We start from the raw sequence: 25,371 nt of genomic DNA, 5'->3' as shown, positions 1-25,371 counted from the left end.
GGTCCCGCGTCAACCCGCGATGAGCGCGGTTTTATGGATATTATCCCCGCAGGGACCCCTCGCGGTAAAAGGGAAGCTCCACGACCACCCCCTGCAGTTCCACCTTCTCGTGCCTGATGGTGAGGGGGGTTCCGATCGGCGCGCAGTGAGGGGTGACATACCCAAGCCCTATGCCGCACCCAAGCATGGGAGAAAAGGCGCCGCTGGTCACGCGGCCGACCTCCGCGCCTTCGTGGTAGATGCCGTAGTCATGCCGCGGTGCGCGCCGCGAGTCGACGCGGAAGGCGACCTTAACCCGCTTTGATCCCTCGCGCTCCTCGGCTACGAGCGCTTCCTTCCCCACAAACTCCTTCCCCAGGTCCACAAAGCCGCCGAGACCGGCGGAGATCGGTGTGGTCTCCTCGTCTATGTCCGAGCCGTAGAGGGAGTAGCCGAGCTCCAGGCGCAGAAGATCCCGCGCCCCGAGCCCCGCGGGCGCTACCCGCTCATCCCGCACGAAAAGATCCCAGAGCTCGCCTACCTTTTCCACCGGAATGAAGATCTCGTAGCCGAGCTCCCCGGTGTAGCCCGTGCGGCTCACGATCGCCTCCACTCCGAGGAGTTCCCGCTTCACGAATTTGAAGAAGGGAATGGATGCGAGGTCCTCCCCGAAGGTCTCCACCAGCACCGCGCGGGCGAGTGGCCCCTGCAGGTCGAGCTTCCCGAGGGCGGGGGTGATGTCGGTGAAATCGGCGCCGGGGCGCAGGCGGGAGCGGATGACGGCAAAGTCGTTCTCCGTGGTCGCCGCATTGACGACAACCATGGCGCGATCTTCGGCAAGTCTGAAGACGATGAGGTCGTCGAGGATCCCACCCCGCTCGTTCAGCAGAAACCCGTAGCGCGAGCGGCCGACGGGGATCTTCTTGACCGAAAAGGTGAAGACATGCTCCAGCCCGTCCCCCTCGATGTCCCCCTGGAAGAGGAGCTCACCCATGTGGCAGATGTCAAAGAGGGCGGCCTTCTCGCGGCACCACCTGTGCTCGGCGAGAATTCCGGCGTACTGGATCGGCATGAGCCACCCCCCGAATGGTGCGAGGAGCGCCTGCAATCCCTGGTGCTTTTCAAGTAGCGGTGTGTTCTTCATTCCATCCATGATCCTCTCCTTTCCCGGATTGTTGAACGAAGGGCAGAGGTCGACGGACAGATCCCCTTTCCTCCTATATTCAATACACTTTTACTCGCAGGACATTTTCTGCTATATCTTTACTGCGACTTTACCAGGATTTTTTGCTGCAGGCAGAGAAGTACGGCCCCTGGAGGGGGTATGGACAAAGAGGCGATACTGAAAAAGACGGCCGAGGTGCTCACTCCCTTCGAGACAGGGAACCTGGTGGAGTTCGTCCGGCACCTCACCGTGCAGAAGGCGATTTCCAACCCCTGGTTTGTCGCCGTCTTCTTCGTTCTCGCCTTTTACGCCATCGTGAAGCGCTCCAAGTTCGTGCTGGGAGCCCTTTTCACTGCGGCTTCCCTGCTGATCCTGATTCATTATACGATTCCTGCCGAAGGAGGCCAGCTCTCCCTTTCCACCACTCTCCCCTTCGCCTTCGGGGCGCTCGCCATCGGCGGGGTCCTCATCTACTGGAACTTCATCAAGACGGAGTAACTTTTGCGCAAAGTCGGATTTACCAGCACCATCCCCCTCGAAGTCATCATCGCGGCGGGAGCGGTCCCGGTTGACCTCAACAATATCTTTATCACCTCCCCAAAGAGCACCATACTCATTGAAGACGCCGAACTCGCCGGTTTCCCCCGCAATGTCTGCGGCTGGATCAAAGGGATCTACGGCACGGTCGTCGCCCACGGCATCGACGAGATGATCGCGGTGACGGAGGGGGACTGCAGCTACACGAAGGCGCTCATGGAGGTACTCTCCCTGCAGGGTGTGCGCGTCCACCCCTTCGGCTACCCGGCAAGCCGCGACCCGCAGGTCCTGCGCCACGAGATAGAAAAGCTCATGGAGTACCTCGGCGTGGGGTGGGAAGAGGTGAACGCGGCGAAGAGGCGGCTCGACGCCATACGCCTGAAGGTGCGCGAGATCGACCGGCTGAGCTGGGAGGAAAACCGGGTGACCGGGGAGGAGAACCATTACTTCCAGGTCGCCACCTCCGACATGAACGGCGACCCCGATACCTTCGAGGCGGAGGTCGACGCCTTCCTCGCGGAGGCGCGCGGGCGGGAGCCGATGAAGCAGAGAATGCGGCTGGCCTTTCTCGGCGTTCCCCCCATCACCTCCGGGCTGTACCCCTTCGTGGAGAGCCTGGACGCCCGGGTCGTCTTCAACGAGACGCAGAGGCAGTTCGCCATGCCGTACGGGATCGAGGACCTCGTTGAGCAGTACCGCGCCTACACCTACCCGTACGACATCATGCACCGCCTCGCCGATGTAAAGCGGGAGATCGGGAGGCGCCGCATAGACGGGGTGATCCACTACGTGCAGTCCTTCTGCTTCCGGCAGATCGAGGACCTGGTGCTGCGCCGCCAGCTGGAGATTCCCATCATCACCCTGGAGGGGGACAAACCGGGGCCGGTCGACGCGCGGACGAAGATCCGCATGGAAGGTTTCCTGGAACTTCTCGCCGAGCGGCTGGACGAGCGGAGCGCATAAAATGGAGCAATCGCCTGAGAAGATGAAGATAGGGATCGACCTCGGAAGCCGGAAGGCGAAGTTTGCGCTTCTCAGCGGGAAAGAGGTGGTGAGGCTTGCCAACCTCGATACCATCACCTTTTACAAGCGCTTCGGCCGTATGGAAGGGGACGAGCTCTCCCTTGACCTGGAAGGGAGCGGGATTTTCACGGGGGATGAGCTTGCCGCGGCATCGGTGACGGTAACGGGATACGGCCGGAACACGGTGAACCTGAAGGGGGCGCGGGTGATCTCGGAGATCCGGGCGCATGTGGCGGGCGCGGTGCTGCAGACCGGGCTGCACGACTTCACCCTCCTCGACATGGGGGGACAGGACACGAAGGTCGCCCAGGTGTCGGGGGGGAAGCTCATGGATTTCGTCATGAACGACAAGTGCGCGGCCTCGAGCGGGAGATACCTGGAGAACATGGCGGCAGTTCTCGAGGTGCCGCTGGAGGAGCTCTCCCGGCACTACGAGGAGCCGGTGGCGCTCGATGCGACCTGCGGGATCTTCGGGGAATCGGAGCTTATCGGCCAGATCCTGCGCGGGTACCCGATGTCGCGGCTCTGCGCCGGGGTCAACCTCACCCTGGTGAAGAGGGTGCTCCCCATGCTGAAGCGCTACCCGTCGAAGGCGCTGGTTGTTACAGGAGGGGTTGCGCTGAATACGGCAATGATCCATCTCCTGGCCGAGCACCACGGCATCCTGCCGGTCGTGCCGCGCTACCCGCAGCACAACGGCGCCATCGGATGTGCGTCGATGGGGTAGGGGAGGAGGCCGCTGCGTTACGATCGCTGGCACTTCTGGCGTTGTAGGCCGGAATAAGCGGGTAGCGTTTCCGGCATTCGCTGCCGCGCGGCTCCGGCTGTGGTGGACCGCCCGGGAACGCCGGGCGGCTTATCCCGGTCTACATGGACGCGCCCCATCCGCACCTGCCCCGGCGTTGCACTGTAGGCCGGAATAAGCGGTAGCGTTTCCGGCATTCGGTGGCCGCGGCTCCGGCTGTGGTGGACCGCCGGGAACGCCGGGCGGCTTATCCCGGCCTACATGGACGCGGCCCCATCCGCCCCTGGCCCGGCGTTGCACTGTAGGGCCGGAATAAGCGGTAGCGTTTCCGGCATTCGGTGGCCGCGGCTCCGGCTGTGGTGGACCGCCGGAAACGCCGGGCGGCTTATCCCGGCCTACATGGACGCGCCCCATCCGCACCTGCCCCGGCGTTGCACTGTAGGCCGGAATAAGCGGTAGCGTTTCCGGCATTCGCTGCCGCGCGGCTCCGTCTGTGGTGGACCGCCGGGAACGCCTGGCGGCTTATCCCGGCCTACATGGACGCGGCCCCATCCGCCCCTGGCCCGGCGTTGCACTGTAGGCCGGAATAAGCGGTAGCGTTTCCGGCATTCGGTGGCCGTGGCTCCGTCCGTGGTGGACTGCCGGGAACGCCTTGCGGCTTATCCCGGCCTACATGGACGCGGCCCCATCCGCCCCTGGCCCGGCGTTGCACTGTAGGCCAGAATAAGCGGTAGCGTTTCCGGCATTCGGTGGCCGCGGCTCCGGCTGTGGTGGACCGCCGGGAACGCCTGGCGGCTTATCCCGGCCTACATGGACCACACCACGCTCCAAGGCTCCGCCCCCTCTTCGACCCCAGCCCGCCTCCCTTTTTCTCTTGAATTTTCAGTCGCTCGCGTTTACCCTCTGGCAACCTTTTTGTTGCGGAGGAAGTACCGTGAAGATCAGCAAGAAAGACTGGATATTCATCGCCATTGTTGCAGCCGTAATAATCACCTTCGTCGCCATTTCCGGTGAGGAAAAGACGAAGCAGGTGCCGATGGACAGCCAGCACGCTCCCGCCTACGAGCTCATGAAAAAGACCGGCAGCAAGATGGAGGTCGACAAGACCTGTCCGTCCTGCCACTACGAGCCCGGCGGCATTCCCTTCCCGCCGAAGCATCCGGTCAAGCCGAAGGACGGCCCGATGCGCTGCCTTTTCTGTCACAAACTCAAGCTGGCAGGTATGACCGAGAAGTGATCGTACTGAACCTTACCGGGGAGCTCGAGTCGCTGATTCGGGAGATTTCGCTCACCACCCCGGAGCTTTGCCACATAGATCCCGACAGAGTACTGGTCTGCACCTCCACCGGCCGCACCGGTGGAGGGGGCAGCTATGCGAAGATCCACCCCTTGCGCTTTCCCGGGGGTGAGCGGAGCATGACGACCAAACGCGGCAGGCGGAACTATCTCTGCACCATGCCCACCATCAAGCACATGGGGCAGGAGATGCTGTACGTCATCTACTTCATGGTCCCGCGCTTTCTGACCCTTTCCTTCCGGGAGAAGCTCGTCACCGTCTTCCACGAGCTCTACCACATCTCTCCCGCCTTTGACGGCGACATCAGGCGCTTCCCCGGTAAGAACTATGCCCACGGCTCCTCCACGAGGCGCTACAACGCCTACATGGAGACGCTGGTGCACGCCTACCTGGAGCGCCTTTCCGACCGCTCGCATCTCTCCTTTCTGGACGGAAACCTCGAAGAGCTGCGCCGCCGTCACGCCGGCATCGTGGCAAGGCGCCTGAAGGCCCCCCGCATTTCCGTTACGCTGGCACGGTGAGCATGGGCGACGCAAGGTGCCTTCGCGCTGGAGCGTAGGCATCCTGCCTGCGTTGGCGGTGCAGCCGCCATAAGGGCGAAGAGGGGGACAGGTGAAGAGGGGGACAGGCACCTTTTAACAAAGGAGCCAGTCCCCGGGCGAAGGATGCTGTGCCGGGAGCGTACACTTGTGAGAGCGGTATTGCTGCCACACCCGCGCCTCACGCTCGGTGCCCCGCCGCACCGCTCTTTGTCTCCCGCACAATCTGTGCTACTCTCCGCCCATGAAGAACCTCGACCGAAACGTCCCGAAGCTGTACGCCTTCGCCTTCCTGCAGATGACGCTTTTTCCCATGGCGATCATCACGCTCTTTTGGAAGGACCACATCGGTCTCACTCTGGCACAGATCCTTCTCCTGCAGAGTATCTTCTCCGTTGCCACCGTCATCCTCGAGTATCCTTCCGGCTACGTAAGCGACAGGGTCGGATACCGGGTCTCGCTCACCATTGCGTCCGTCCTCGGCATGGCCGGTTGGGGCTTCTACACAGTGGCGCATTCCTTCGCCGACGTCCTCGTCGCGGAAATCCTCCTCGGAATCTCCCTCTCCTTCATCAGCGGCTCCGATAGCGCTCTCCTCTACGAGACGCTGCGCGCCGAGGGGCAGCTCGACCGGTACGCCCGGTGCGAAGGGCGCATGACCGGCTTCTCCCAGACCGGCGAGGCGTGCGGTGCCCTCTGTGCCGGTCTCATCTATGCCGCGGCGCCGCTGCTCCCCTTTTTCCTCCAGGTCGGCGTCTGGCTCCTCGCCTTCCTGGTGACGACCTCCATCTCGGAGCCCCCCCGGCACCGGAAGCCGACCCGCTCCCACCTGAAAGAGGCCTGGGGGATCGCCCGCTACGCCTTCCTCGAGAACAAGCTCCTGCGCTACACCATCCTTCTGAATACCATCCTCGGGCTCTCCTCGTTCTTCCCGGTGTGGCTCATCCAGCCGTACATGCGCCATGCGGGGGTGCCGCTGACCTGGTTCGGCCCGGTGTGGGCGGGGGCGAACCTCATGGTGGCGCTCTCTGCCATGGCAAGCCATCGCCTCCACGACCGGCTGGGGGACCGGGGGATGATGATCCTCTTTTTCGCGCTCATCGCAACCGGGTACTTCGGGCTCGGGATCATAGGCGGGCTCTGGGGGTTTCTCTTCTACTACCTCCTCACCTGCATGCGCGGGCTGCGCGGCCCGATGATGCTGTCACACACACAGGGGGAAACTCCGTCCGGACAGCGCGCCTCCGTACTCTCTCTCCAGACCCTCTCTTTCCGCATCTCCTTTGCCTGCATCGGTCCGGTGGTGGGGAAGGTTGCGGACAAGGCCGGGGTGCAGGGGACCTTTCACCTCCTCCTCTATCTTTTCCTCCTCGCCGTCCCCCCCCTTGCCTATCTCTGGCTGAGACGCGTCCGCCTGAGATATGAAGGCGCCCCTCTTTCCTAAACGGTCGCCGTCTCTCGAAATTCTTTTTGTGCGCTACACTGTACGGTACAAAATCTGCTTGTACGCCCGACTCACCGCGTGACCGGGCCAAGGAGGCAGCGACCATGGCGGCAGCGCACATTTCGCACGGACTGTATCGGCTCTCGGTAAACCTCTTCAACGACACCCTTTTTGAAGGGATGTGGCCGCTGCCGCAGGGGTGCTCCATGAACTCGTACGTGGTGAAGGGGTACGATGTAGCCATGGTCGACGGGGTCTGGGGAATGGACCCGGCAGCCCCTGCCGCTCTGTACCGGCAGCTGCAAGGTATGGGAAGCGATGTCGGCGACATCCGCTACGTCGTCATCAACCACGCAGAACCGGATCACACCGGGTGGCTGAAGTCGCTGCTGGAGATGACGGAGCGGGTCGAGATCGTCGCCACCGAGAAGGGAGTGGAGATAGCGAGAAGCTTTTACGGAGCAGATGCCAACTACCGCGTCGTGCATACCGGTGACACCATCGACCTGGGGAAGGGGAAGATACTGCGCTTTGTCGAGACGCCGAACGTGCATTGGCCCGAGACGATGGTGACGTACGAGGAATTCACCGGCGCGGTCCTCTCCTGCGACCTCTTCGGGAGCTTCGGCGCGCTCGGCATGGCCATGTGCGACGACCAGATGAGCGGGGAGCAGCTTGGCGGCTATGAGGACGAGGCGCTGCGCTACTACTCCAATGTCCTCGCCCACTTTTCACCGTCAGTAGCCCGTGCCATCGAGACGGTAAAGGAACTCGATCCCGCAATCATCGCGCCGGCGCATGGCCCGATATGGCGCGGGAACCCGCAACGCATCATGGAGCTGTACCGGCGCTTCACCTCCTTTGTCGACGGCCCGGCCGAGCCGGTGGTGACGGTAATCTGGGGAAGCATGTACGGCAACACGGAAAAGGCAATCGATCCGATTGTTCGGGGGGTGACTTCCGAGGGGGTGGAGGCGGTCGTCCATCGTGTCCCGCAGACGCATGTAAGCCACATCCTCGCCTCCGCCTGGCGCTCGACGGGGATCATTCTCGCCATGCCGACCTACGAGTTCAAGATGTTCCCGCCGATGGCTGCGGTCCTTGAGGATCTCGGGCGCAAGCAGGTGATCAACAAGCTCGCCTTCCGTGTGGGGAGCTTCGGGTGGTCCGGAGGGGCGCAGCGTGAACTGGAGGAGATCGTCGAGCGCCAGAAGATGAAGTGGCAGTTTTTGGAGCCGGTCGAATTCAGGGGGGACGCGGGAGTGGAGACGCTGGATCTATTGAAGGAACGCGCGGCCCACCTGGCGCGCGCGGTGAAGGAGCGGGCGGTTTGTCGAGCCGCTCACCCTTATAGTTCCCCCTCCCTCGACGGGAGGGGGTCAGGGGGTGGGTGAAGCTGCGATCAGCTGGAGTGGTGGCGCCTTCCCCCCCACCCTGACCCTCCCCCGCAAGGGGGGAGGGGACCTTACAGCCTACTCGGCAGTATTGGTATCATGATCGGTTTCAATTTCAGTGGATAAAGCTGAAGAAGGTCTTCTGCTCTCTCTCCGGCGGTGTCACCGCACCTTTCCCGTTTTCCACGAGTTTCATGAGGAAAGCCATGTTTTTCCCGAGTACCCGCATGATCTGCACCCCCTCGGGATCCTGGTGCACCTCACCGGGCGTCCTGCCGTGGATGACGTTCCAGTAGTTGGAGGTGGGAATGAGCATCTCCGCGTACATCAGAAAGTTGTTCAACTGGTCGAATGCGGGGAGCCCGCCGGAGCGGCGCACCGCCACCACCGATGCGCCGACCTTGTGGCGCAGCAGACCATCATTGACGCCGGCGACGAAGAAGGCGCGGTCGAGGAACGATTTCATCGCCCCCGCCATCGCGGCATAGTGCACCGGCGTCCCGAGAAGGATGCCGTCCGCCGCCTTCATTTTCTGTATCCACTCGTTCACGTCATCGCCGGGAAGGACGCACTCTTCATTCCTGTTCTTCAGGCAGGCGTAGCAGGCGGCACACCCCCTGATCGCCGCGTTCCCCACATGGACGATTTCGGTCTCGATCCCCTCCCTTTCCAGCTCGGCCGTCACCAGCTTCAGTGCGTTCCAGGTATTCCCCTCTTTGTTCGGACTGCCATTGAAGGCCACAACTTTCATATCAATTCCTCCTGTTTGTACTGGTGCATTCAGGTAAAGTCTTCCGTCGCAACCGGAGCGCTACCGTGACTCGTATGGGGACTTTCGTCAATAAGGAACTTTTTAGGTACTTCGTTCCTCAAAGGTGCCACAAAAACAGACCCCGCCGGATTCGGCGGGGTCTGTCATTGCTGTGGGCTGTCAGTGTGCGGAGCACCTCTACCAGGGTAATGCTACGGTGCCAGTTGCACCACCCCTGCCGGCGGGACGGCGGTATCGACTCCCGTGCTGACCGTGAAGAGGGGGGAGGAGTACAGGCCAAAGACCGGACCCTGCGAGTTCGTCGCCCGATACGCCTGCACCAGCACCCTGTAGTTTGCCGACGGCATGGTGCCTCCGCCGGTCGGCGGCAAGATCGCTGTGAACGGCGCCTTCCACACACTCGGGGAGCTGAAGTTGCTGAAGATAATCCCGGAGGTGACTGCGCTCCCGGCAGGATTGCGCGGTACGACGGAGACCGTTGCGCTCGACCAGGCGCCGAAGGCCGGAGAGCGGATCGTGCCGGAAACGGAGCCCGCATTCGCGAGGGAGTCGAAGACCTGGATGATCCTGATCCCGGTCGGCTTCAGGTTGACGTTCCCGGAGTTTCCCGCCACCACGATGGCGGTAGTGGGATTGAAGTCGAGAAGTATTGTGTTGAGCACTCCTGCGGTGACTGTGAAATTCCCGATGATCTTCACCCCCGACTGCTGCGCGCTCGGCGTCGTCAGTGCGACCCTTTGGCTCGGGGCGTTGGCGAAGGTGACGTAGTTGGTGAGCGCCGTGGGAGGGTTCGCCGCCAGGATCAGCCTGACCTGGCTGTAGCTCCCCGCAGGGATCGTGGCGCTGCCGAGGAGTTGCGGCAGGAAGTGCAGGTTGAGGATGTCCACCCCCACTCCCGACGGGAAGGTCGCAATGACCGGGAGGGATGCATCGTTGTCGGGCGCCCCTTCGCGTCCCACCGGGACGACCACGACCTTGTCCACCGTGAGGTGCACGCTCGCGAAGACCGGCGCCGTCGGGGGCGCGTCCGTGATGGAGACCTGCAGCGTCCCTGTTGTCGCGCTTCCTCCCCCACCTCCGTCCCCCCCTCCGCCGCACCCCGGGACCTGGGAAATCGCAAGGAGAACCAGAAGCAGGAAAAGGGAAGGGATGATCTTTGTCTCGATCGTTCTTTTCACAGTCGTTCCTCCTGCATTTTGATGGAGCCAGCATAACAGAGAAGCGGCGGCCTCGCATGCCGCCGCCGCAGAAAGCTACCGTACCTGCCCGCGCGGGTCGTCACTCTGGCGCACGTAGTTGATGTCGAACGGCCCCTCGCCGTGTATCTGGACCACCGTCGGCATGTCTGTGAAAGCGAAGTGGTGCATCCTGGCCGGCAGGTAGTGGTATCCACCCGGCTTCAGGGCATGGGCCTTCGAGTAGTCGAAACTGTCGCCGCCGCCGAGGTAGAGCGCGCCGGAGATGACCGTGAGGTTTTCCGCCCTGGTGTGCCAGTGAGGCATGATCTTGTATCCAGCGGGAGTCATGAGCCGGACCACGAACGGCCCCGGCTTGTGCGGGTCGCCATAGACGACCGTCGCCTTCGCACCCGCAGGAAGACCCGGCGGGGCGCTGTCCCACTTCATTTCGTCTGCGTTGATGAAAACGGGATGCTCTGCCTCCTCTGCGGCCGATAGCGGCGCAGCGGCAGGTACAGCGAAAAGGAGTGCTCCGAGGAGCAGGGTCCCGAGATGAAGGTTGTTCATGTGTCGTCTCCTTCCGGCGCGTCCTCTCGTACCGCTTCATCGGAGGGGGGCTACCAAAAGGTGAAGCGGCAGGAGACGGGACCGCTGAGTATGCTAACTATGTGCAGTTCCCCAATAAAATGAGAACTGACTCAGGTAGTATAGCACTTCGGCCGGAGAGGCAGGAAGTGCGCGAGCCCGCGTCAGGTGCGGAATTGTTTACACAATGGAGGTCATTTTGTGATAGACAAAAGCCGCGGCCGGGTTTATGCTCCTTTCCAATACAGGACTAAATCGATCCTAAAAGACCTGAAGTCGTCACGGCAGCACATAAAATACGATAACGGCCGGGGAGCCCGGTCAAGAGGAGGAAGACAGCATGCAGGCATCATTGGTAACCGACAATATCTACCGGCTCTCCGCCAATATAGAATCGGACGTCCTTTTCGAGGGGATGTGGCCGCTGCCGCACGGCTGCGCCATGAACTCCTATGTCATCAAGGGGCGTGACGTGGCGATCGTAGACGGCGTTTGCGACTGGGACGGCGTCCCCGAAACTCTCTACGCGCAGATGGCGGAGATCGGCGTCGACGTGAAGGACATCCGCTACGTGATCATAAACCACACCGAGCCGGACCACACCGGGTGGATCAAGTCTTTCCAGAAGATCACCAACGACTTCGAGGTGGTCATCACCCAGAAGGGGCTGGAACTGGCGCAGGCCTTCTACGGGCTCGACGTGAAGTACAGGACCGTGCGCTCCGGTGACAGCATCGATCTCGGTAACGGGAAGAAGCTCGTCTTCGAGGAGACCCCGAACGTGCACTGGCCGGACACCATGGTGACGTACGAGGCATCCACCGGCACCCTCCTGCCGTGCGACGCCTTCGGCAGCTACGGCTCCGTCGGGACCGCCGGGTGCGACGACGAGATGACCGAGGAGCAGCTGCAGTTCTACGAGGAGGAGGCGCTTCGTTACTTCGCAAACATCGTGGCCCGCTTTCACCCCTCGGTGGTTCGCGCCATCGACAAGCTGAAGAACCTGGACGTAAAGATCATCGCTCCGGGGCACGGGCTCGTGTGGCGCCGCGACCCGCAGAGGGTGGTCTCCCTCTACCAGCGCTTCGCCTCCTTCGGGGCGGGACCTGCAGAGCCGGTCGTGACGGTATTGTGGGGGAGCATGTACGGCAACACCGAAAAAGCGATCGCGCCTCTTCTGGAGGGGCTCGCCTCCGAGGGGGTGAAGGCGATCGTCCATCAGGTGCCGCAGACGCATATCAGCGACATCCTCGCCTCCGCCTGGCGCTCCACCGGCGTCATCCTCGCCATGCCGACCTACGAGTTCAAGATGTTCCCGCCGATGGCGGCAGTCATCGATGAGCTGGGTCGGAAGATGGTGACCGGAAAGGTGGCGCTCAGGGTCGGAAGCTTCGGCTGGTCCGGCGGCGCCCAGCGCGAGCTCGACGAGATCATGGAGCACCAGAAGATGAAGTGGCAGTTCCTGGAGCCGGTCGAGTTCAAGGGAGCCGCCTCCGAGGAGCAGCTGCAACTCATCAGGGAGCGCGCGGCGGAGCTTGCCCGCCAGGTGAAAGCTGCCGCCATCGTAGCTGCCGCCTGACCTGCCACGACACGGGGCGCCTCCACCGGGGGCGCCCTGCCATCTTCCCTCCCATAGTTGCACCCCCTTCCGCACCCGCTTTTCTGTGTATTCCTCAACCGTTTTCTGAAAAAAGCCGCCGCCCGAGCATGCTGTTGACTTTGTATCGGGTGTGTTATCCTTTTAGATGAAAGTAGCGGTGAGCTCGGATACTGCCGCGGGAAGGGGGTAATGAAACAAAACGGGATAGACGGTAGAAGGAGGAAGAGATGGCACAATCGGTACTCAAGAATAAAGACTATGACATTATAAGTGTCATTTATAACTCTTCGCAAGCAGTGGAAACCTGCAGCCAATATCTGCAGGATGCAGAGAGCGAAGGGGATAACGAAGCAAAAAGCTTCTTCGACGAAGTACAGCAGATGAACAACAACCTGATATCAAAAGGGAAGGATCTGCTGAAGAGCAGATTGCAGTAGCTTCTATCACAGTCACACTAAATTTGATAGAGGCGGATGGCGTTGATGGATTTCCCGCGGAAGTAAACCTTTCCGGTTCTCCGGCTATTTAGACATAAGCTTTGGGTAGAAACACCAGATGGGGAGTAGAAACATTGCTCCCCATTTCCATTTTCATCTCCCTATGGCTTCTGCAAGAGGCCGCTCCTTCCATGACAGAGGCATCTCCCTGAACTCTTTTCCTGTCAAAGATCGTCTTTGTTGCCATTGAAACGGCACCATGTTTGATTTACCCCTCCCGGATGCTATAGTGACCGGCAGACCAGTCAGGAGGCACCAATGAAGGACCGCTCCGTCCTCTGCCCGCAGTGCGGACAATTGATGGGCAGTAGCCAGGCGCGCTGCTCGTGGTGCAACACGCCGCGTCCGGGGCGATTGCAGTGGGCCGTCTCCCGTCAGGGGGGATGGCTGGTGCAAACGATCCTCGGGGCAAACATCGTCTTCTTCCTCCTCTCGCTCGCCCTCAACGGCCGACACGCCTTTTCCGCGGGTCCCTTGAACATCCTTTCCCCGAGCCGCATGAGTCTTCTCCTCCTCGGCGCGACCGGCACCGTTCCGGTCGTCGACCTCGGCCGGGTGTGGACCCTTCTCGCCGCCAATTACCTGCACGGCGGACTCCTGCACATCTTCTTCAATATGATGGCGCTGCGACAGATCGCCCCCTGGGTGTCGCGGGAGTACGGGCCGAACCGCATGTTCATCATCTACACCCTCAGCGGGATCGGCGGCTTTCTGCTGTCCGTCGTCGCCGACGTCCCCTTCACCATCGGTGCGTCCGCCGCGATCTGCGGCCTCATCGGCGCGCTCCTCTACTTCGGGAAGAGCCGCGGAGGGTGCTACGGCGCCGCCGTCTACCGGGAGGTCAGCGGCTGGGTCATCAGCCTCGCCCTCTTTGGGTTCGTCTTTCCCGGAATCAACAACTGGGGTCACGGTGGGGGAATCCTCTCCGGTATCGTCCTCGGAAAACTCCTCGGCTACCAGGAACATGGCGAGGAGAACCTCCTGCATCGCATCCTCTCCATCGCCTGTGCCGCCGCGACCGCCGGCGTCCTCGTCTGGGCGGCATTGACGGCAACCGCCGCGCGCTTTCTCTAGAAATCCAAAAGAGCGTCGTGCGTCGAAATTGGGGGGCACGCCCTCAACAGAGAGACATGCACGGCCTTCGGCGTTCCCACAACGGCGCAACCTGCTAGAATGGCTTAAGAGGCTGCAAGAAAAGGTCGCTAAACCTAATGAAAATCCCCCGTGCGGGATGAACGGAGGGTTGCGTGGTACGCATTACTGAGGAAGAGATTTCGCCAGAAACGATCTACAGGGAACTCGGCACGAGCGGCGCGGGCTCGGTGGTCTTCCATTACTCCGTCGTCAAGCCGCAGGAGACGGCGGGAGGGACTACGTGCCATGTCGAGTTCCGGATGACGGAGGAGGCCGAGGAAGAGCTGCAGCAGATAGCGGAGGATCTGAAGGGGTCGTATGTCCTGCGGGACGTATTGCTGGTGCGGCGCTCCGGCCGGGTGCCCCTCGGGGAAATCATATCTCTGGTGGCGGCGAGCTCGCCAAACAGTGAGGATGCCTTCGAGGCATGCAAGGCGGGGATAATCCGGCTGAAGAAAATGAAGAGCGTGGAAAAAAAGGAGGTGTGCTCGTAGAGGCGCACCAGCCGCCGTTCTGAAATTGCAAAGTCTTCACCACCGGGTATCATATGGAGGTTCATTTTATCCTTGGCAGTGGCAGCACCCTTTTTACGAATCCGAGGCCGCAGGCCCAACAAACGGAAAGAGGAGGTTACCGATGAAAGGGAACGAAAAGATGATAGAGCACCTCAACAGGCTTCTTGCCGAGGAGCTCACCGCCATCAACCAGTACATGGTCCATGCTGAAATGGCCGAGAACTGGGGGTACAAACGGATACACAAGCAGATCGAGGACAGGGCAATGGCGGAGATGAGGCATGCGGAGAAGCTGATTGCGCGCATCATCTTCCTCGAGGGGCGCCCAACCGTCAACCCGCCGCTGACGATCAACATCGGCTCCGAGGTCCCGAAGATGCACGAAAACGACCGGCTCCTGGAAGAGGGGGCGATCCGCGGCTACAACGACAGCGTCCGGCTGGCGGTGGAGATCGGAGACAACGGCACACGCGAGATCCTTGTGGCGATCCTGGCGGAAGAAGAGGAGCACATCGATGAGCTGGAAGCACAGCTCGACGAGATCGCGCAGATGGGGCCCCAGAACTACCTGGTGGCGCAGATCTGTAAAGAGTAACGAGCGGCGACTCCTCCTTCCAAACTGAAGCCGAAAGAAAAACGAACGAGAAGGGCGCAAAGGTTTTTTTATCCTTTGCGCCCTTTTTTCATGGTTCATCCGGGAATTCCGGGGGAGCGTCGGTACATTGCCACGAAGCACTGCAGAAGCCTAACGTTCCCCCCTTCGCAAAGGGGGGACGCGAGGCCTCGTGAGGCCCTTCATTGGAACATATTACGACTTCCCCGGAATTGTCGGATGAGCGTTTTTATCCGCGAGGACTTATTAAAGCCTTACCCTTTTTTGCCGATAAAGGTCCTGTCACTCCGGCCAGCGCACAGCACCGGTTGCCAGGTCGGAGGTGAAAAGTCCCTCCCACCGGGAGTGGTCCATTCCTTCCGTGAAGCGGTACCGGTAGAGGAACTCCAGCTGCGCTCCCGGAGGCGCCGCGGCTTTGAGGGCGACAGTGAAGGGCGCGGAGTCGTCGAGCTGGATCTGCGAGGGGATGAAAAAGTACGTTTCCTGCGCCAGTACGCGTTGATTGCGGTCCAGAAGCGAGATCTGGAGCGACAGGTCCTCCACGTAGGCGTAACGCACGTTCTTTGCCACCCCTTCCACTGTCAGGGAGCCGGCTGTCGCGTGTGTCTCCCAGGCGAACCGGATGTCGAAACGGTCGGCGCGGTTGGGGAAGTTGGTGAGGGGGGTGGTTTTGGCCTGCCCGGCGCACCCGAAGATGGCTGCGGCAAACGCCAGCAGCAAGATGAAACGCAGCGCTCGAAACATTCGATATCTCCCTTAGCAATCATATTTCCTGCTGCTCCTCTTCCGGAGGAGCTGCAAGGTCAGCAGGCATACCATTGAACAGGCCATGTGCCCCAGGAGAAGCACGATGAAAAAAGGTGTCATCCTCTCACTGACGGAACGGCGCGAGGCGCAAGGCAGAAAGAAGCCGGCCCCGCCCGGAGCCCAGAACGGGCAGCCTACCGATCCGGATCAGCTGTGGCAGCTTCTGGACCGCAACCTCAGTATCAGGCTCTGGAGGGAGAAGGTGGAGTAGAGACTCCCGGCCCCATCTCTGCACACGAATCCCTTGCCACCAGGATGCTCCTTCTCCGCATCTCCCCCTGTATACCATCTCCTTTCAAGAACTTATAGCCATTTTGTTAAAAATGGGCAATAATGCGCGGCCGCGATGCCTGTGCCGCCTGAGGGCGAACCCTTCTCTGCCGCACTTTCGCGCTCTGCTCCCTTTTAACTTATTGCTGCAAGAGGATTTTTGGGCTTCGACAAATTGCGGAGCGCGAAAAAATGCTCTTGACTGTGCCCCTTTAAATTGTATACGGTATACACTCCTGCGTGGAAGCTGCCCGGGGGCCGCTTCTGGCCGCGGCGAGCATGACGCAAGCTTGGGTGGGATCTGTGAGAACACGAGAAATGGAGGTTTCCAGATGTCTGAACTACTGAAGAGGATCAGAAGAAGCTCGCTGCACGGGAAGATTGTGACGGCTGAGGAGACAATCCCGTATTTCAAGGACGGCATGAACCTCGGCTGGTCGGGGTTCACCCCCGCGGGGTACCCGAAGGCGGTGCCGATCGCCTTGGCAGACCATGTGGAAAAGCACGGGCTGCAGGGGAAACTGCGTTTCAACCTCTTCATCGGGGCCTCCGTCGGGGCGGAGACCGAGAACCGCTGGGCCTCGCTCGACATGATCGACCGCCGCTGGCCGTACCAGACGGGGAAGAACATCGCCGCCGGGATCAACGAGGGGCGCATCCGCATGGGCGACAAGCACCTCTCCATGTTTGCCCAGGACCTCGCGTACGGCTTCTACACGAAGGACACCGAGAGCGGCAAGATCGACATCGCCGTTATCGAGGTCTCGGCAATCACCGAGGACTGCGGCCTCATTCTCACCTCCTCCTGCGGCGTCGTGCCGGAACTGATGGCGGTCGCGGACAAGATCATCCTCGAGGTGAACACAGGCGAGCCTTCGTTCGAAGGGATGCATGACATCGTCATGTGCCAGAATCCGCCGCACCGCCAGCCCTTCCTGATCCGCAAGGTCAATGACCGCATCGGCACCTCCTACGTCCCGTGCGACCCGGACAAGATCATCGCCATCGTCGAATCGAAGTACCGGGACAAGGGGCGCTCCTTCACGGAGTCCGACGAGAACGCCGAGGCAATTGCGAACCACATTCTCGAGTTCTTCGCCCATGAGGTGAAGGCGGGGCGCCTCCCGAAGAACCTGCTCCCCCTCCAGTCCGGCGTCGGCTCGATTGCCAACGCGGTCGTCGGGGGGCTGGCGAAGGGGCCCTTTTACAACCTCACGGTGTACACAGAGGTGCTGCAGGACACCATGCTGGACCTTTTTGACTCCGGGCGCCTCGACTTCGCGTCCTCCTGCTCGCTGTCGCTGTCGGAGACCCTCGGCTTCCCGCGCTTCTTCGAAAACTGGGACCGTTACGCCGACAAGATCACCCTGCGCCAGCTCGCCATTTCCAACTCTCCGGAGGCTATACGGCGTCTCGGGTGCATCGCCATGAACACCCCGGTTGAGATCGACATCTACGCCCACGCGAACTCCACGCTTGTCGGCGGGACGAGGATGATCAACGGGCTCGGCGGCTCCGGCGACTTCCTGCGCAACGCCTATCTCTCCATCATGCACACCCCGTCCACGAGGCCGAGCAAGACCGACCCGCTGGGGATTTCCTGCGTGGTGCCGCACTGTTCCCACATCGACCACACCGAGCACGACCTGGACGTGCTGGTAACCGAGCAGGGGCTAGCCGACTGCCGCGGTCTCGCGCCGAAGGAGCGGGCGAAGCTCATCATCGAGAAGTGCGCGCATCCGGCGTACCGGCCGCTCCTCGAGGAGTACCTGGAGATAGCCACGAAGGAGTGCATTGCCAACAAGGCAGGGCACCAGCCGCAGCTTTGGGATCGCGCCTTCAAGATGCACCTGAACTTGCAGCAAAACGGCACCATGAGGATCAGGAACTGGGACATGAAAATAGATCTGTGCGAGGAGCCCGCGGTGCCGACTCTGCAGGCCGCGCAGGTGGGTGCAGTGGCGGCGCCTCCAGCTTAGTTCCGCGCTGCAGAAGGTGTAATGAAAAAGACCCCGGCCACTCGGTCGGGGTCTTTTTTCGTGGAATTATCGACGTTTGTGGGGTGGTTGTAAGGGGTGACGAGAGGCAAATCCGCCCTGTCCCCCCTTCGCAAACCGCAAAGGGGGGACGCGAGGCCCTCGTGCAGTGCTTGTGGAGATGCATTCCTAATTGCAGTTTTGCGAAAGACCCTCTTTTTATCGGAGTGCGATGCAGCATCATCACCGCGTTAATCTGCGGAATCTGCGTAATCTGCGGATAAGGCTTTTACCTTGGGCAGGAGGCTGCAGCACCACGACCGCGTCACTGTGCGAATGTGCGTAATCTGCGGACAAGTTTTAGCCTGGCGCGACTCTGCGAAAGTGCCTAATCTGCGGATCAGCTTTTGGCCTTGGGGTGCGCCTTGTCGTACACCTCCATAAGCTTGTCGATGCTTACGTGGGTGTACTTCTGGGTGGTGGAGAGGGAGCTGTGGCCGAGAAGCTCCTGTATCGCGCGCAGGTCCGCGCCCCCTTCCAGGAGATGGGTGGCGAAGGAGTGGCGCAGGGTGTGAGGGGATGCCTTGCGCATGGAGGCAATGAGGAGCATGTGGGTGTCCACGATCCTGCCGATGCTGCGCCGGGTGAGCCTCCCGCCGCGGGCGTTGAGGATGAGCGGCTCCTCCCCTGTCGGTTTTCCTCTCTCCTCGAAGTAGCGGCTCACCGCCCCCCTCGCGTAGCTCCCCACCGGAACGATCCGCTCTTTCCCACCTTTTCCCAGCACACGCGCGAGTCCCCCCTCGAGATCGAGATCCGAGACGTTCATCGCCACCAGTTCGCTCACGCGCAGCCCGCAGGAGTAGAGGATTTCCAGCACGGCACGATCCCTCACGGTAAGGAGGGTCCCCGCCGAGGGCGCCTCCATCAGTGCGGAGACCTGGTCGATATTGAGATGGAAAGGGACCTTCTTTTCCTTCTTCGGTGCGCTGACAAGTTCGGCAGGGTTGACCTCCACGACCCCCTCGCGCAGGAGGTAGCGAAAGAGGGCGCGCAGCGCCGAGAGCTTCCTGCCGATGGAGCTCTTGCCGAGCTTTTTGTGCAGGAGCGCGAGGTAGCGCCTGATCAGGAGCCGGTCGACCTCTCCCGGTGTGGGGATGCGCTCGCCTTCGGAGGCAAAGGCGACAAACTGCTCGAGATCGCTGCGGTACGCGGCTACCGTATGAGCGGAGGCATTTCTTTCCGTCTCGAGGTACGAGCAGTATTTCTCGATTGCCACTTTCATGCGGTGAAGCTAACCTAGGGGCGCAGCTATTACAACTCTTTTTCGCGAAGGAAGACTATGCATGTCGTCGCTATCGAAAAGGTCGACCGCTACCAGCGGGAGCTGGTGAAAGAGGGGGTGATCCGTCTCCTGCAGCCGCTGGGGGGGATGGGGCGCTTCGTGCGGAACGGGGAACGGGTCCTCATAAAGCCCAACATGCTCTCCGCCAAACCGGCGGAGGCGGCGGTCACCACGCACCCCGAACTCCTGCGCGCGGTCATCGAGCTGGTGCAGGAGTGCGGCGCGGTGGCGCTGGTGGGGGATTCCCCGGGCTTTGGCAGCGCCAGGCGGGTGGCGGAGCGTTCGGGGATGCTCCCGGTCATCGAGGAGACGGGCGCGGAGCTTGTTCCCTTCACGGAGGGGGTGCCGGTCCCCGGTGGCGGCACCTTCCGGCGCTTCGAGCTGGCGCGCCCCTACCTGGAGGCCGACCGCCTCATCAACCTCCCGAAGCTCAAGACCCACGAGATGATGACACTGACCTGCTGTGTCAAGAACCTCTTCGGTGCGGTGGTGGGGGGGGAGAAGGCGGCCTGGCACCTGAAGGCGGGGGCCGACCGCGCCCTCTTTGCCCGGATGCTCCTGGAGATCTACCTCCTCAGGGAGCCGGACCTGAACATCGTGGACGCCATCGTCGCCATGGAAGGGGACGGCCCCGGGAGCGGCGACCCGCGTCATGTCGGGCTGCTCCTGGCGGCGGAGAACGCGGTCGCCCTCGATGTGGTGGCCGCACGGATCGCGAAGATGCCGGAGAAGCTTCTCTACGTGGAGAAGGAGGCTCGCGCCCTGTCGCTCCCCGGGAGCGCGGAGAAGGAGATCTCGGTGCACGGTGTCTCGCTGGAGGAGGCATCGGGGGAGCCGTTCCATCTGCCGGCCATATCTGACGTGCAGTTCGGCCTCCCGGTTTTCCTCAAGAACAGGCTGCGGCACCAGCTCACTTCCCGGCCGGAGGTCGTTGCGGAGAAGTGCCGCCTGTGCGGCGTCTGCGTCCGCGCCTGTCCGCCGCAGGCGATGGAGATCGCCGATGGCGAACTCCGCTTCGACTACCCCCGTTGCATCCGCTGCTTTTGCTGCCGCGAGCTCTGCCCCCATGCCGCCCTCCGGATGCGTGACGGGGCCTTCTTGAAGTTTATTAAGAAGGTGAAGGCGGCGCGTTAATATTTTGTCCCGGTCCTGTTGACAGCGCTGTAGGCGAGGATTATCATTGGGTCATCCGTAAAAAAAACGGCCAGAAATTAACAGCGAAAGGAGACCTAGAATATGTGGACTACCATCTACATGCTTCGCCCGGTAACCCGCTGCAAAGAGGGTTGCAGTAGCCAGCCCACCGGCTAAAGACGGTGGGCGTCCTCAAACAAGCCCCCTGTGAGTGATCGCAGGGGGCTTTGTATTGTTATGGGAGTGTTGATTCAACAGGGAGATAAGCTTGTACTGGACCACTTCGCGGGCTATGTCTTGCGAAGGTACAGCTAAGAGAGAAGAGACTTTCTTTTCCTGCAGTAACAGTCACATCGTAAGCCGCACAGGCGCTTTCAGCGTCCGCGATATCCACAGAGAGACCCCCCCGCCGGCCCGTTTGAATTGACAACCTCCCGCAATTCCGCTATCCTACCGCGTCCACAGATGCACCCTTCAACCGACACTACAGGTCACTGCCTATGCTTAAAGCCTATATGCTCGCTGCGGCGTTCACTGTGCTCGGCGGAATTCCCGCCTTCGCAGAGGAGATGCCTCAGCTCGCGGCGCTTGCCTCTCCGGCTGCCCCGCCAGGGGCGGAGCGAGGGGGCCTTTCTTCTGACGCTCCCGGGGAGGAGCGCTTCGCTGCGGCATTGGAGCTTGCCGCACCCGATGACTCCGCCGACACTGCAGACCTCGACGAGCCGCAAGACGCAGGTCTCGTCATCCCGGAGGACCTGCCCCAATCCGACTTGCCCCTGACCTTCAACAACAAGGTTGAGTACTTCATCAGGTCCTTCCAGGGCTCCGGCCGCAGCGCCTTCGCCAAGTGGCTCTCCCGCTCAGAGCGCTACATCCCCATGATGAAAAAGGTGTTGCGCGAGGAGAAGCTACCCGAGGATCTCGTGTACCTCGCCATGATCGAGAGCGGTTTTGCCCCGCACGCCTTCTCCGTGGCGAGCGCGGTGGGGCCGTGGCAGTTCATGTCGGCGACAGGGAAGCGCTACAGCCTGAGGATCGACCCGTGGATCGACGAGCGGCGCGATCCGCTGAAGTCGACGGTGGCGGCAGCGCTTTACCTCAAGGAGCTCTACGCGCTGTTCAACAACGACTGGTACCTCGCCGCGGCCGGCTACAACGCGGGAGAGAACAAGATCCTGCGCGCCATCAACATGTACAACAGCAGGAACTTCTGGGAGCTCACCAAGGGGCAGTACCTGAAGCGCGAGACGAAGGACTATGTCCCGAAGCTCCTCGCTGCGGCAATCATCGCCAAGGAGCCGGCAAAGTACGGTTTTGCCGAGATCGCCTATCTCCCCCCCATAGAATTCGACACCGTCGAGATCCCGAGCCGTACCGATCTCGACCTGGTGGCAAAGCTTTGCGGGGTGCACGCGGTGGACGTGCGTGCCCTCAATCCGGAGCTGCGCCGCGGCACGACTCCGCCGGATTACCCGGGATACCAGTTGAAGGTCCCGAAGGGGACGGCGGCGCTCTTCCAGGCGGAGTACGCGAAGGTCCCTGCCGACCAGCGCTTCGTGGAGCGGGTGCAGCACGCCCGTTACCGCGCAAAGAGGCACGAGACCCTTGCCTCCATAGCGAAGAAGTTCTCCACCACGCCCCAGGTCCTCGCCGAGCTCAACGGCCTTCACCTGAAGACGAAGAGGGTGCACGGGCGCGTCCTCACCATTCCCGTGGAGGTGCAGGGCGCTTCGCCGGCGCCGGTCGTCGAGGCGCACGCCGAGCGCACAAAGGCGAAGACGGTGGCGGTGAACAAGTACTACACGGTGAAGAAGGGGGACACCCTCTTTGCCCTGGCGAAGCGCTTCAACGTCACCACCCGTATCCTTTCGGCCTGGAACAACCTGAAGACGCGGGTCGCGCTGAAGCCGGGGAAGCGGCTCATCGTGGCCAAGACGCAGGAGCGGACAGGGTAGGGACGCCGGAGATACGGTTGCCGCGCGATGCGGTTCCGGCATAACATGGAGAAAAGGGTTTTGCTCCGCACCTCTGTCTTTCCCTTCGAGGGGAGACTGCGGCAGAAAGGGGTGCAGAGCCTGATACGAAAAGGGATTGGCGTTCCGTCCGCCAACGACCATCAACACGGATTACACGAGAGGACAACAGCAGATGTACAACTTACTGATCTCCGCAGGCGCTGCGATCATCGCCTTTTCCCTCACCCTTCTCGCCGGCAAGGAGTACTGGTGGGTGGGGCTCATCCTCGCCATCCTGGCTTTCCTCGGGTGCTTTCTCCTCATTTCCCGTTACGTCTCCAAAAAGCTGGAGGCGATCATGGGCCCCGCCATGAAGGACATCCAGGCGCAGCGTTTCGAGAAGGGGATCCGCGACCTCAAAAGCGCCCTCAAGTACGGCAAGTGGCAGATCTACGTGGAGAGCCAGATCAACTCCGCGATCGGGATGGTGTACTACGTGAAGCGCGAGTTCTCCACCGCCTTCCCCTACCTGGAGAAGGGGTTCTTCAAGAACTGGGTCACCATGGGGATGCTCGCCGTCACCTACATGAAGCGCAACAAGCACGACAAGATGAAGGAGACCTTTGAGAAGGCGGTCATGGCCTCCCCGAAGGAGTCGCTGCTCTGGAGCCTGTACGCGTACTGCCTGAACGAGACCGGGGAAAACGTAAAGGCGTGCGAGGTCCTTGCCCGCGCGCAGAAGAAGCTCCCCTCCGACGAGACGATCAAGCAGAACCTCGAGCTGCTGCGCGAAGGGAAGAAGATGAAGATGAAGTCGTACGGCGAAATGTGGCTCCAGTTCCACCTGGAAAGCCTCGGCACCATTCAGAAGCAGCAGATGGCCCAGATGGGGAACCGCCGCCGCTTTATCAGAAAATAGCTTGTAACCGACGGCGAAAGATGCCATATTATGCTGTTTTTAAAGACGGGCGCTGCAAAAGCTCGTCTTTTTATTTTGCAGGCGCCCGAAGGAAAAGGAGTTTTTCGAGAAATGCAGGAAAAGATCAGAAATATTGCGATAATCGCCCACGTTGACCACGGAAAGACCACCCTGGTCGACGCTATGCTGAAACAGTCCGGAGTATTCCGCGAAAACGAAGCGATCACCGAGCGCGTGATGGATTCCAACGACCTGGAGAAGGAGCGCGGCATCACCATCCTCGCGAAGAACCTCTCCATCCACCACGGCGAGTTCAAGATAAACATCGTCGACACCCCCGGCCACGCCGACTTCGGGGGCGAGGTGGAGCGCGTCCTGAAGATGGTCGACTCCGTCCTCCTCCTCGTCGACGCCCTCGACGGCCCGATGCCGCAGACCCGCTTCGTGCTGAAGAAGTCCCTCGACCTGGGGCTGCGTCCGATCGTGGTGATCAACAAGATCGACCGCCCCGGCGCGCGTCCGCACGAGGTCGTGGACATGGTTTTCGACCTCTTCTGCGAGCTGCAGGCTTCCGACGCCCAGCTCGACTTCGCCATCGCCTACACGAGCGCGAAGCTCGGCTACGCCATGATCGACCCGGAGCACCCCTCCGAGAACATGGAGCCCCTCTTCGAGCTCATCAAGAACAACGTCCACCCCCCCGAAGGAGACCCGGAGAAGCCGTTCCAGCTTCTGGTCACCAACATCGACTACAACGACTACATCGGCAGGATCGCCACCGGGAAGATCTTCAACGGGAAGGTGAGCGCCGGCGAGACGGTGGCGCTCATCAAGCGCGACGGCACCATCTCCAAGGGTCGCGTCAGCAAGCTCCTCGGGTACGAAGGGCTGAAGCAGGTCGAGGTAGCGGAGGCCTTCACCGGCGACATCGTCACCATCGCCGGCTTCGACGAAGTGGGGATCGGCGAGACCCTCGCGGCCGCGGATCAGCCGGAGGCGCTGCCGTATGTCGCCATCGACGAGCCGACCCTCTCCATGAACTTCATCGTGAACAGCTCCCCCTTCGCCGGGCGCGAGGGGAAAATGGTCACCTCCAGGAATATCAGGGAGCGACTCGACCGCGAGCTGCGCACGAACGTCTCCCTGCGGGTGGAGAACACCGCGAACCCCGACACCTTCAAGGTCTCCGGCCGCGGTGAGCTGCACCTCTCCATCCTGATCGAGAACATGCGCCGCGAAGGGTTCGAGATGGCGGTATCGAAGCCCGAGGTCATCCTGCGCGACGTGGACGGCAAGAAGTACGAGCCGATGGAGTACCTCGTGGTCGACGTCCCGACGGAGTACCAGGGTGTCATCATCGAGCGCATGGGTCCCCGCAAGGGGGAGATGGTGGCGATGACCCCGATGGGGGAGACCACCAGGATCGAGTTCATCGTCCCGGCCCGCGGCCTCATCGGCCTGCGCGGCGAGATGCTGACCGAGACCCGCGGCACCGCGGTCATCACCCACACCTTCCACGACTACGCGCCGTTCAAGGGGGAGATCCCGGGGCGCAAGAACGGCGTCCTCATCGCCATGGAGCAGGGGGAGACGACGGCGTACTCCCTCGACGCGCTGCAGCCGCGCGGCATCCTCTTCCTCGGCGCCGGCGTGGAGGTTTACGGCGGGATGATCATCGGCCAGCACGCGAAGGACAACGACCTCGAGGTGAACCCCTGCAAGGGGAAGAAGCTCACCAACGTCCGCGCCTCCGGCAGCGACGACGCCATCAAGCTCACGCCGCCGCGCCTCCTCACACTGGAGCAGGCGCTGGAGTTCATCGACGAGGATGAGCTCGTCGAGGTGACTCCGCACTCGATCCGCCTGAGGAAGAAGGAACTCGACCCCACCCGCAGAAAGCGCGCCGGCAGGGCGTAGTATCGGCGGATCCCCTCATTCCCTCTGTTCCCTC

Annotated in this window: 24 protein-coding genes; 18 read left to right on the top strand and 6 right to left on the bottom strand. The window is 61.6% G+C overall.

The window, feature by feature from the left end:
• Positions 1–40: 40 nt before the first annotated feature.
• On the bottom strand, positions 41–1,132 hold the full coding sequence (gene gcvT / locus LPW11_RS05625) for a glycine cleavage system aminomethyltransferase GcvT (RefSeq protein WP_230997152.1): 1,092 nt from the start codon (positions 1,130–1,132) through the stop codon (positions 41–43).
• A gap of 171 nt (positions 1,133–1,303) precedes the next feature.
• On the opposite strand from gcvT, the gene LPW11_RS05620 reads away from it, so the two are divergent.
• The 7 genes from LPW11_RS05620 (at position 1,304) to LPW11_RS05590 (ending at position 8,123) form a co-directional block, all read left to right on the top strand.
• On the top strand, positions 1,304–1,642 hold the full coding sequence (locus LPW11_RS05620) for a hypothetical protein (RefSeq protein WP_230997151.1): 339 nt from the start codon (positions 1,304–1,306) through the stop codon (positions 1,640–1,642).
• A gap of 3 nt (positions 1,643–1,645) precedes the next feature.
• On the top strand, positions 1,646–2,644 hold the full coding sequence (locus LPW11_RS05615; RefSeq protein WP_230997150.1) for a 2-hydroxyacyl-CoA dehydratase family protein: 999 nt from the start codon (positions 1,646–1,648) through the stop codon (positions 2,642–2,644).
• Positions 2,645–2,666: 22 nt separating this feature from the next.
• On the top strand, positions 2,667–3,431 hold the full coding sequence (locus tag LPW11_RS05610) for an acyl-CoA dehydratase activase (RefSeq protein WP_230998251.1): 765 nt from the start codon (positions 2,667–2,669) through the stop codon (positions 3,429–3,431).
• Positions 3,432–4,383: 952 nt separating this feature from the next.
• Positions 4,384–4,686, top strand: a complete 303-nt coding sequence (locus LPW11_RS05605) for a cytochrome C (protein WP_230997149.1) — start codon at positions 4,384–4,386, stop codon at positions 4,684–4,686.
• On the top strand, positions 4,683–5,267 hold the full coding sequence (locus LPW11_RS05600) for a putative metallopeptidase (protein WP_230997148.1): 585 nt from the start codon (positions 4,683–4,685) through the stop codon (positions 5,265–5,267). Before LPW11_RS05605 ends, LPW11_RS05600 begins: the two co-directional genes overlap by 4 nt.
• Before the next feature lie 262 nt (positions 5,268–5,529).
• Positions 5,530–6,729, top strand: a complete 1,200-nt coding sequence (locus LPW11_RS05595) for an MFS transporter (RefSeq protein WP_230997147.1) — start codon at positions 5,530–5,532, stop codon at positions 6,727–6,729.
• A 104-nt stretch (positions 6,730–6,833) separates the two neighbouring features.
• Positions 6,834–8,123: an FprA family A-type flavoprotein gene (locus tag LPW11_RS05590; RefSeq protein WP_230997146.1), complete on the top strand. Its 1,290-nt coding sequence runs from the start codon at positions 6,834–6,836 to the stop codon at positions 8,121–8,123.
• A gap of 115 nt (positions 8,124–8,238) precedes the next feature.
• Here the strand turns inward: LPW11_RS05590 and LPW11_RS05585 are convergent, their stop codons facing one another.
• The 3 genes from LPW11_RS05585 to LPW11_RS05575 all read right to left on the bottom strand — a co-directional run bounded on the left by LPW11_RS05585 (position 8,239) and on the right by LPW11_RS05575 (position 10,640).
• A complete protein-coding gene (locus LPW11_RS05585; RefSeq protein ID WP_230997145.1) occupies positions 8,239–8,874 on the bottom strand; it encodes a flavodoxin family protein in 636 nt (211 codons plus the stop codon).
• 212 nt (positions 8,875–9,086) lie between these two features.
• The gene (locus tag LPW11_RS05580) at positions 9,087–10,073 is read right to left on the bottom strand and encodes a DUF4382 domain-containing protein (RefSeq protein WP_230997144.1); all 987 of its coding nucleotides are present in this window, start codon (positions 10,071–10,073) and stop codon (positions 9,087–9,089) included.
• Between the two features lie 75 nt (positions 10,074–10,148).
• Positions 10,149–10,640 carry a cupin domain-containing protein gene (locus LPW11_RS05575; RefSeq protein ID WP_230997143.1) on the bottom strand — a complete coding sequence of 164 codons (492 nt, stop codon included), beginning with the start codon at positions 10,638–10,640 and terminating at the stop codon, positions 10,149–10,151.
• Between the two features lie 358 nt (positions 10,641–10,998).
• Between LPW11_RS05575 and LPW11_RS05570 the strand changes: the two genes are divergently transcribed.
• The 5 genes from LPW11_RS05570 (at position 10,999) to bfr (ending at position 14,999) form a co-directional block, all read left to right on the top strand.
• Positions 10,999–12,237, top strand: coding sequence for an FprA family A-type flavoprotein (locus LPW11_RS05570; protein WP_230997142.1), 1,239 nt, complete (start codon positions 10,999–11,001; stop codon positions 12,235–12,237).
• A gap of 248 nt (positions 12,238–12,485) precedes the next feature.
• Complete coding sequence (locus LPW11_RS05565; RefSeq protein WP_230997141.1) at positions 12,486–12,695, top strand: hypothetical protein; 210 nt, start codon at positions 12,486–12,488, stop codon at positions 12,693–12,695.
• Between the two features lie 318 nt (positions 12,696–13,013).
• Positions 13,014–13,829: a rhomboid family intramembrane serine protease gene (locus LPW11_RS05560; RefSeq protein ID WP_230997140.1), complete on the top strand. Its 816-nt coding sequence runs from the start codon at positions 13,014–13,016 to the stop codon at positions 13,827–13,829.
• Between the two features lie 173 nt (positions 13,830–14,002).
• The gene (locus LPW11_RS05555) at positions 14,003–14,383 is read left to right on the top strand and encodes a molybdenum cofactor biosynthesis protein MoaE (RefSeq protein WP_230997139.1); all 381 of its coding nucleotides are present in this window, start codon (positions 14,003–14,005) and stop codon (positions 14,381–14,383) included.
• A 142-nt stretch (positions 14,384–14,525) separates the two neighbouring features.
• Positions 14,526–14,999, top strand: a complete 474-nt coding sequence (gene bfr, locus LPW11_RS05550) for a bacterioferritin (RefSeq protein WP_230997138.1) — start codon at positions 14,526–14,528, stop codon at positions 14,997–14,999.
• 300 nt (positions 15,000–15,299) lie between these two features.
• Here bfr and LPW11_RS05545 read toward each other — a convergent pair whose 3' ends face one another.
• Entirely contained in the window at positions 15,300–15,761 is a 462-nt protein-coding gene (locus LPW11_RS05545; RefSeq protein WP_230997137.1) for a hypothetical protein, read from the bottom strand.
• Positions 15,762–15,867: 106 nt separating this feature from the next.
• Here LPW11_RS05545 and LPW11_RS05540 point away from each other — a divergent pair, with 106 nt between their 5' ends.
• Together LPW11_RS05540 and LPW11_RS05535 are read left to right on the top strand one after the other, a co-directional pair.
• Entirely contained in the window at positions 15,868–16,035 is a 168-nt protein-coding gene (locus tag LPW11_RS05540; RefSeq protein ID WP_230997136.1) for a hypothetical protein, read from the top strand.
• A gap of 391 nt (positions 16,036–16,426) precedes the next feature.
• Positions 16,427–18,073, top strand: a complete 1,647-nt coding sequence (locus LPW11_RS05535; RefSeq protein WP_230997135.1) for an acetyl-CoA hydrolase/transferase C-terminal domain-containing protein — start codon at positions 16,427–16,429, stop codon at positions 18,071–18,073.
• Between the two features lie 397 nt (positions 18,074–18,470).
• Here LPW11_RS05535 and xerC read toward each other — a convergent pair whose 3' ends face one another.
• Positions 18,471–19,352: a tyrosine recombinase XerC gene (gene xerC / locus LPW11_RS05530; RefSeq protein WP_230997134.1), complete on the bottom strand. Its 882-nt coding sequence runs from the start codon at positions 19,350–19,352 to the stop codon at positions 18,471–18,473.
• A 57-nt stretch (positions 19,353–19,409) separates the two neighbouring features.
• Here xerC and LPW11_RS05525 point away from each other — a divergent pair, with 57 nt between their 5' ends.
• From LPW11_RS05525 to typA, 4 genes are all read left to right on the top strand, one after another.
• Positions 19,410–20,546 (top strand): DUF362 domain-containing protein, encoded by a 1,137-nt coding sequence (locus LPW11_RS05525; protein ID WP_230997133.1) that lies wholly within the window; start codon positions 19,410–19,412, stop codon positions 20,544–20,546.
• Between the two features lie 500 nt (positions 20,547–21,046).
• On the top strand, positions 21,047–22,501 hold the full coding sequence (locus tag LPW11_RS05520; RefSeq protein ID WP_230997132.1) for a transglycosylase SLT domain-containing protein: 1,455 nt from the start codon (positions 21,047–21,049) through the stop codon (positions 22,499–22,501).
• 193 nt (positions 22,502–22,694) lie between these two features.
• Positions 22,695–23,420, top strand: coding sequence for a tetratricopeptide repeat protein (locus tag LPW11_RS05515; protein ID WP_230997131.1), 726 nt, complete (start codon positions 22,695–22,697; stop codon positions 23,418–23,420).
• 111 nt (positions 23,421–23,531) lie between these two features.
• Entirely contained in the window at positions 23,532–25,337 is a 1,806-nt protein-coding gene (gene typA, locus LPW11_RS05510; protein WP_230997130.1) for a translational GTPase TypA, read from the top strand.
• Positions 25,338–25,371: the final 34 nt, after the last annotated feature.

This window comes from Geomonas sp. RF6 (genome assembly GCF_021044625.1).
In the GTDB taxonomy this organism is placed as follows: Bacteria; Desulfobacterota; Desulfuromonadia; order Geobacterales; family Geobacteraceae; genus RF6.
This window is presented reverse-complemented; position numbering and strand designations above follow the sequence as displayed.

Bases quoted from the DNA above. Each gene is read 5' to 3' on its own strand.
- bfr (WP_230997138.1), top strand. From the start codon at position 14,526: ATGAAAGGGAACGAAAAGATGATAGAGCACCTCAACAGGCTTCTTGCC.
- LPW11_RS05560 (WP_230997140.1), top strand. From the start codon at position 13,014: ATGAAGGACCGCTCCGTCCTCTGCCCGCAGTGCGGACAATTGATGGGC.
- gcvT (WP_230997152.1), bottom strand. From the start codon at position 1,132: ATGGATGGAATGAAGAACACACCGCTACTTGAAAAGCACCAGGGATTG.
- LPW11_RS05525 (WP_230997133.1), top strand. From the start codon at position 19,410: ATGCATGTCGTCGCTATCGAAAAGGTCGACCGCTACCAGCGGGAGCTG.
- LPW11_RS05515 (WP_230997131.1), top strand. From the start codon at position 22,695: ATGTACAACTTACTGATCTCCGCAGGCGCTGCGATCATCGCCTTTTCC.
- LPW11_RS05520 (WP_230997132.1), top strand. From the start codon at position 21,047: ATGCTTAAAGCCTATATGCTCGCTGCGGCGTTCACTGTGCTCGGCGGA.
- LPW11_RS05620 (WP_230997151.1), top strand. From the start codon at position 1,304: ATGGACAAAGAGGCGATACTGAAAAAGACGGCCGAGGTGCTCACTCCC.
- LPW11_RS05565 (WP_230997141.1), top strand. From the start codon at position 12,486: ATGGCACAATCGGTACTCAAGAATAAAGACTATGACATTATAAGTGTC.
- LPW11_RS05535 (WP_230997135.1), top strand. From the start codon at position 16,427: ATGTCTGAACTACTGAAGAGGATCAGAAGAAGCTCGCTGCACGGGAAG.
- LPW11_RS05570 (WP_230997142.1), top strand. From the start codon at position 10,999: ATGCAGGCATCATTGGTAACCGACAATATCTACCGGCTCTCCGCCAAT.
- LPW11_RS05540 (WP_230997136.1), top strand. From the start codon at position 15,868: ATGAAAAAAGGTGTCATCCTCTCACTGACGGAACGGCGCGAGGCGCAA.
- LPW11_RS05545 (WP_230997137.1), bottom strand. From the start codon at position 15,761: ATGTTTCGAGCGCTGCGTTTCATCTTGCTGCTGGCGTTTGCCGCAGCC.
- typA (WP_230997130.1), top strand. From the start codon at position 23,532: ATGCAGGAAAAGATCAGAAATATTGCGATAATCGCCCACGTTGACCAC.
- xerC (WP_230997134.1), bottom strand. From the start codon at position 19,352: ATGAAAGTGGCAATCGAGAAATACTGCTCGTACCTCGAGACGGAAAGA.
- LPW11_RS05610 (WP_230998251.1), top strand. From the start codon at position 2,667: ATGAAGATAGGGATCGACCTCGGAAGCCGGAAGGCGAAGTTTGCGCTT.
- LPW11_RS05575 (WP_230997143.1), bottom strand. From the start codon at position 10,640: ATGAACAACCTTCATCTCGGGACCCTGCTCCTCGGAGCACTCCTTTTC.
- LPW11_RS05590 (WP_230997146.1), top strand. From the start codon at position 6,834: ATGGCGGCAGCGCACATTTCGCACGGACTGTATCGGCTCTCGGTAAAC.
- LPW11_RS05585 (WP_230997145.1), bottom strand. From the start codon at position 8,874: ATGAAAGTTGTGGCCTTCAATGGCAGTCCGAACAAAGAGGGGAATACC.
- LPW11_RS05595 (WP_230997147.1), top strand. From the start codon at position 5,530: ATGAAGAACCTCGACCGAAACGTCCCGAAGCTGTACGCCTTCGCCTTC.